The following is a 4,597-nucleotide window of genomic DNA, read 5'->3' as shown; positions in this document are numbered from 1 at the left end:
GCTCGCGCGGGGCCGGGTCGCCGTCCTCGGTGGCGTAGCCCGCCGCGATCCAGGCGGGCAGGCCGCCATCCAGCACCAGCGCGTCCCGGACCCCGTAGGTCTTGAGCATCCACCAGACCCGCGGCGCCGAGAACAGGCCCTGGCCGTCATAGACGACGATCTGCATGCCGTCGCCGACCCCCAGCGCCCGCATCCGCGAGGCGAACACGTCGGAGCGCGGCAGCATGTGCGGCAGGCTCGATTCGGTGTCGCTCATGGCGTCGAGGTCGAAGCGCAGAGCCCCCGGGATGTGCGCGGCCCGATACTCGGCCGCGGCGTCGCGACCGGCGGCGGGCAGGTACCACGAGGCGTCGAGCACCACGATGTCGGGCGCCGCGAGGCGGTCGTGCAGCCATTCGGGGGGGACGAGGGGCGGGTGGGCCATAATCCACTATCCGGCTTTGGTTCGCGCGAGCGCCCACCAAACCACAGGCTGGACCCTGTTGCACGCCCGGTCGCCGGCCGGGGACTTCGCGGTCGGACGGTTTCGTCAGGCCCCCGGGCGGACCGGCGCGGGGCCGCAATCCCGCGGCCAGCTACGCACCCCGCACCGTGGTCCGATGCAGCGAATGCACGCTGGTCTTGTTTTCAATCGTTGTAACCCCAGTTACGACAACACGATGACGCTCACCGCGCCAGCCGTCGAGGCCGGCTCGGGCGGGTCGCCCCCGATGCCGTTCCGCGAGACGCCAGTCCCGGACACGCGAGACGGGGCCGCCGCCTGAAGGCAGGGCGTTCAACCCTCCCTCACTGCCGAGGCGTACGCGCCGACCGTGCAGCCTGCTTATTGAGCCGATCACCGCCATGAATCAACTCGTCCGCATGTCTCAGATCGGTGATGCCGAGGGTGTCCAGGAGCCGTCGGCGGACCTGCGCGTGCCTTTCGCGCAATCCGGTGCCTTCGTGTGCAAGTACATCATCGGCGAGCCGAACGACCGCGCCGTCTGCTGCGGCGCGCCGGTCTCCGACGGCAAGAGCTGGTGCGCGTTCCACCGGCGCATCGTGTTCGAGCCGACCCGTCCCGGCCGTATCCGCTGAGCGCCCGACCCCTCGGCCGTCACTGCGTCCGCATGACCTGGATGACGGCCGGTGTGATGATGACGACGAACAGCACCGGTAGGAAGAACAGGATCATCGGCACGGTCAGCTTGGGTGGCAGGCTGGCCGCCTTCTTCTCCGCGTCGTTCATGCGCTGGTCGCGGCTCTCCTGGCTCAGCACCCGGAGCGCCTGGCCGATCGGCGTGCCGTAGCGCTCGGCCTGGATCAGCGCGGTCGCGACCGACTTGACCGGCTCCAGCCCGGTGCGCAGCGACAGGTTCTCGTAGGCCTGCCGCCGGTCGGGCAGGAACGACATCTCGGCCGTCATCAGGGCCAGCTCCTCGGCCAGCACCACCGAGGACGTGGCGATCTCGGTGCTGACCTTCCGGAATGCGTTCTCGACCGCCATTCCGGACTCGACGCAGATCAGCGTCAGGTCGAGGGCGTCCGGCCAGGCCCGCTTGATCTCGGCCTGCCGCTTCTTGGCGGTGTTGACCAGGAACAGCTCCGGCGCCTTGATGCCGATATAGGCCGCGCCGATCACCATCCCGATCCGCATCAGGTAGGTGGCGTCGATGGCCTCGAGCACGAACAGGTAGAACACGGCCGCGATCACCGAGGCCACCGGGACGATCAGGCGGAAGAACAGGAACGTCGTCTCGGCGCCCTGGCCGCGATAACCCGCCATCATCAGCTTGCGCTTGGCCGTATCGGTGCCGAGCCAGCGGTGCAGCTGGTACCGGTCGACGATGGACTTCATGTAGGCCTTGGGCGCCACGCGCAGGGTCGCCCGGTCGTTCGGCCGGGCCCGGTCCGCCTGGCGCTCCCGCCGCCGGATGAGTTCGCGCTCGTCGCTGACGATCTTCATCCGCTTGGCGAGCTTGTCCGACTCGAAGAAGGGCTGCACCACCGCGAAGGCGGTCGCGCCCGCCGCGACCGCGGTCAGCAGCGTGCCCATGAAGCGGGGATCGAACAGCTTCTCCGCGATGGCGTCGATCATGGACCGGGATCCGTTTGCTTGGGATTCTGCCGCGCCGCATCCCGAAAGTCGGCGACCACGTTTCGGGGCGATGCCCTTAGCGGACTTGCGTCGGAAGGCCGGCGCTTCGCCCGCTCAGGGCTTTGAGGAATCGCAGGTTTCGCAAAACCACACGGCACTTCTGCAAACCCCCCTCAGAAGTCGAAGGCGATCATCTTCTTGATCGTGAAGACGCCGATCGACATCCAGATCGCCGCCCCCACCAGCGCGATCGTGCCGACATCCGTCGTCCAGAGCAGCGAGATGTAGTCCGGGCTCGTCAGCGTGGTGATGCCCGCCACCGCGAAGGGTAGGCACGCGATGATCGAGGCCGAGGCCTTGGCCTCCATGCTCATCGCCTGGACCTTGCCGCGCATCTTGGCCCGGTCGCGCAGCACCACCGAGAGGTTGTTCAGCGCCTCCGACAGGTTGCCGCCCGATTGCTGCTGGATGTTGATCACGATCGCGAAGAAGTTGACCTCCGCGGTCGGCACCCGCTCGAACAGGCGCGAGACCGCCTCGCCCAGCGAGAGCCCCATCGCCTGGGTCTCGATCACCGTCCGGAACTCGCTGCGCACCGGCTCCTCGGCCTCGCGCGAGACCATGCGGAAGCAGTCGCCCACCGGGATGCCGGTGCGGATGCCGCGCACCACCACGTCCACCGCGTTGGGCAGCTCCTTGTTGAACTTCGCGATGCGCCGGAGCCGCAGGTGGCGCAGCAGCCAGGCGGGCACGCCGAAGCCCCCCGCGAAGGCGGCGCCGGCCGCCGCCACCGGGCTGTCGGTGACGATGAACAGCAGCAGGCCGAGGATCGCGGCGCTGGCCCCCGAGACCGTGTAGAAGGTCCGCTTGGTCCAGCTCAGGCCGGCGCGGGCGAGCTTCAGCTCCAGCGTCGCCTTGTTGGCGTTCTTGGCCTTCGCCTCGATCTCGCTCAGCGTCTTGGCGACCTGCTCCCGCCGGTTGACCGCGACCCCGCGCACCGCCGCACCGGAGGCCGTGACGCCGATCGACTTCAGGCGCTTGCTCGCCCGCCGCTGGCCGCCGAGCAGCGGGAGCACCGCGACGTAGGCCACGGCGGCCACGGCGATGCCGATCAGGCCGGCGGCGAGCGGGAGCTGGGACGAATCCGCCATGGTCACGCCCCGTCGACGATCTCGGCGGCGTCGAGCGCCTCGCCGAGCCGACGGTCGAGCCCGTAGTAGCGGGCGCGCTCCCAGAATTTCGGCCGGCCGACGCCGGTGGAGCGATGGCGCCCGATCAGCTTGCCGTTCGGGTCCTCGCCGACGATGTCGTAGAGGAAGATGTCCTGCGTGGTGATGACGTCGCCCTCCATCCCCAGCACCTCGGTGATGTGGGTGATGCGGCGGGAGCCGTCGCGCAGGCGCATGGCCTGGATCACCACGTCGATCGAGCCGCAGATCATCTCGCGCAGGGTCTTCGACGGCAGCGTGAACCCGCCCATCGAGATCATCGACTCGATGCGCGACAGGCACTCGCGCGGGCTGTTGGCGTGGAGCGTGCCCATCGAGCCGTCATGGCCGGTGTTCATCGCCTGCAGCAGGTCGAACGCCTCGGGGCCGCGGACCTCGCCGACGATGATCCGCTCGGGCCGCATGCGCAGGCAGTTCTTGACGAGGTCGCGCATGGTGACCTGCCCCTGGCCCTCCATGTTGGGCGGGCGCGTCTCCAGGCGGACGACGTGGGGCTGCTGGAGCTGCAATTCGGCCGCGTCCTCGCAGGTGATGACCCGCTCGTCGTGCTCGATGAAGGCCGTGAGGCAGTTCAGCAGGGTGGTCTTGCCCGAGCCGGTGCCGCCCGAGATGACCACGTTGCAGCGCGACTGTCCGATGATCTTCAGGACCTCGGCGCCCTCCGGGGAGATCGCCCCGAAGCGCACGAGCTGTTCGAGGGTCAGCTTGTCCTTCTTGAACTTGCGGATCGTGAGCGCCGGTCCGTCGATGGACAGCGGCGGTGCGATGACGTTGACGCGGGAGCCGTCCGGCAGGCGCGCGTCGCAGATCGGCGAGGCGTCGTCGACCCGGCGGCCGACCTGGCTGACGATGCGCTGGCAGATGTTCATCAGCTGCTGGTTGTCGCGGAAGCGGACATTGGTCAGCTGGATCTTGCCGTCGACCTCGATGAAGGTCCGGTTGGCGCCGTTGACCATGATGTCGGCGATGTCGTCGCGGGCGAGCAGCGGCTCCAGCGGACCGTAGCCGAGCACGTCGTTGCAGATGTCGTCGAGCAGTTCTTCCTGCTCGGCGATCGACAGGACGATGTTCTTGAGCCCGATGATCTCCGTGACGATGTCGCGGATCTCCTCCCGGGCGGTCTCGGCGTCGAGGCGGGAGAGCTGCGTGAGGTCGATCGCCTCGATCAGGGCGCCGAAGATCAGGCTCTTGGTCCGGTAATAGTCCTCGGAGCGCGGGTTCTCGACCACCACGGGGGCGGCGGGCTTGGGCGGCGGCTTGGGCGCCGGGGCGGAATCGCGCAGCACCGGCG

The 4,597-nt window shown here is 68.8% G+C and carries 5 protein-coding genes; 1 reads left to right on the top strand and 4 read right to left on the bottom strand.

Annotation, left to right across the window (positions count from 1 at the left end; translation table 11 throughout):
- Nucleotides 1-424 (bottom strand): rhodanese-like domain-containing protein (locus FV228_RS20960; RefSeq protein WP_281406512.1); only part of this gene is annotated, 424 nt, incomplete at its 3' end.
- A gap of 419 nt (nucleotides 425-843) precedes the next feature.
- Between FV228_RS20960 and FV228_RS20955 the strand changes: the two genes are divergently transcribed.
- On the top strand, nucleotides 844-1,077 hold the full coding sequence (locus FV228_RS20955; RefSeq protein ID WP_147856381.1) for a GcrA family cell cycle regulator: 234 nt from the start codon (nucleotides 844-846) through the stop codon (nucleotides 1,075-1,077).
- Between the two features lie 19 nt (nucleotides 1,078-1,096).
- On the opposite strand, the gene FV228_RS20950 is transcribed toward FV228_RS20955, so the two are convergent.
- The 3 genes from FV228_RS20950 to FV228_RS20940 form a co-directional block, all read right to left on the bottom strand.
- Entirely contained in the window at nucleotides 1,097-2,077 is a 981-nt protein-coding gene (locus FV228_RS20950) for a type II secretion system F family protein (RefSeq protein WP_147856380.1), read from the bottom strand.
- A gap of 173 nt (nucleotides 2,078-2,250) precedes the next feature.
- Complete coding sequence (locus FV228_RS20945; protein ID WP_147856379.1) at nucleotides 2,251-3,228, bottom strand: type II secretion system F family protein; 978 nt, start codon at nucleotides 3,226-3,228, stop codon at nucleotides 2,251-2,253.
- 2 nt (nucleotides 3,229-3,230) lie between these two features.
- Nucleotides 3,231-4,592, bottom strand: coding sequence for a CpaF family protein (locus FV228_RS20940; protein WP_246693974.1), 1,362 nt, complete (start codon nucleotides 4,590-4,592; stop codon nucleotides 3,231-3,233).
- Nucleotides 4,593-4,597: the final 5 nt, after the last annotated feature.

Origin of the sequence: Methylobacterium sp. WL18, assembly GCF_008040015.1 — a bacterium.
GTDB classification, from domain to species: Bacteria; Pseudomonadota; Alphaproteobacteria; order Rhizobiales; family Beijerinckiaceae; genus Methylobacterium; species Methylobacterium mesophilicum.
The sequence above is the reverse complement of the archived record's forward strand: the minus strand, read 5'-3'. Positions and strand labels throughout refer to the sequence as shown.

Coding starts and splice junctions, on each gene's coding strand:
- FV228_RS20950 (WP_147856380.1), bottom strand. CDS start 2,077: ATGATCGACGCCATCGCGGAGAAGCTGTTCGATCCCCGCTTCATGGGC.
- FV228_RS20955 (WP_147856381.1), top strand. CDS start 844: ATGAATCAACTCGTCCGCATGTCTCAGATCGGTGATGCCGAGGGTGTC.
- FV228_RS20945 (WP_147856379.1), bottom strand. CDS start 3,228: ATGGCGGATTCGTCCCAGCTCCCGCTCGCCGCCGGCCTGATCGGCATC.